This window comes from Streptomyces sp. Ncost-T10-10d, from assembly GCF_900091955.1.
Lineage (GTDB): Bacteria > Actinomycetota > Actinomycetes > Streptomycetales > Streptomycetaceae > Streptomyces.
Genome location: NZ_FMDF01000079.1, coordinates 1 through 1,077 on the forward strand (window position 1 = coordinate 1; position 1,077 = coordinate 1,077).

The following is a 1,077-nucleotide window of genomic DNA, read 5'->3' on the forward strand; positions in this document are numbered from 1 at the left end:
GCTGGTCTCGCTGGGCGGCCGCCTGCCCCATCAGCGAAGCCGACGTCCGCGGCTACCTGAAGGAGACCCGGCACCGCCAGGCCCGCATGCAGCAGCGCACCCGCACCTTGGTCCCGGTGGTCCCACGGCTCGTCGCCGCCGCCGAGGACCGACTGCGACAGGCCGAGCTCGTCCTGGCCGCGGCCCGGGAGACCGAGCCCGGCCAGGAGTTCACCGCCGGCAGCCACCGGTATCGCCGAACCGGCCGGGCCACCAGCCACTGGAGGCCCACCGCGGTGTTCGTCACGCCGCTCACCGAGCCGGAGACACGCTTCGACGCTGAGTGCGAGGAGTCCAACGCGTTCTGGACCTGAGCGGTGATCGAGGTACTGCGGCGGACCGGAGCCCGCATCGAGGAACTTCTGGAACTCACCCATCCGAGCCTTCGGCAATACCAGGCACCCGCCGGCGAGCTGGTTCCATTACTGCAGATCAGCCCCTCAAAGACCGACCAGGAAAGAGTTATCCGAGCCGACCCGGACCTGGTCGCCGTCCTCGCCCGCATCATCCGCAGGAGCAAGGCCCCTGACGGGAAGGTTCCGCTGCTGAGCCGCTACGACGGCTACGAACGCACCTTCGGCCCGCCACTGCCGCACCTGTTCCAGCGCGTCTCCCAGCCCCGGCGTCAGGTGATCTCCCCGAACCGAGTGCGGGAGTTGCTCGCGGAGCTCGCGAAGAGGGCCGACATCGTCGACGTCGACGGCACACGGCGGCGATTCACCCCGCACGACTTCCGGAGGATCTTCTCCACCGAGACCGCCAACGGCGGGCTGCCGATCCACATCGCCGCCAAGGTACTCGGACATCTCGATCTCAACACCACTCAGGGATATGTCGCGGTCTATCCCGAGGAGGTCATCCGCCACTACCGACACTTCGTCGACCAGCGCCGAGCCGCACGTCCCGGCGAAGAGTACCGGGAGCCGACCGACGCCGAATGGTCCGACTTCCGCGACCACTTCAGCCACCGCAAGGTCGCCCTGGGCACCTGCGACAGGCCCTACAGAACCCCATGCCAGCACGAGCATGCGTGCGTCC

Annotated in this window: 1 protein-coding gene and 1 pseudogene; both read left to right on the forward strand. The window is 68.5% G+C overall.

Annotation, left to right across the window (positions count from 1 at the left end; translation table 11 throughout):
• Nucleotides 1–353 (forward strand): annotated as a pseudogene (locus GA0115254_RS44355) (hypothetical protein); the annotation flags it as partial.
• Nucleotides 354–356: 3 nt separating this feature from the next.
• Nucleotides 357–1,077: tyrosine-type recombinase/integrase (locus GA0115254_RS12110; protein ID WP_141720799.1), on the forward strand; the 721-nt coding region annotated here is incomplete at its 3' end.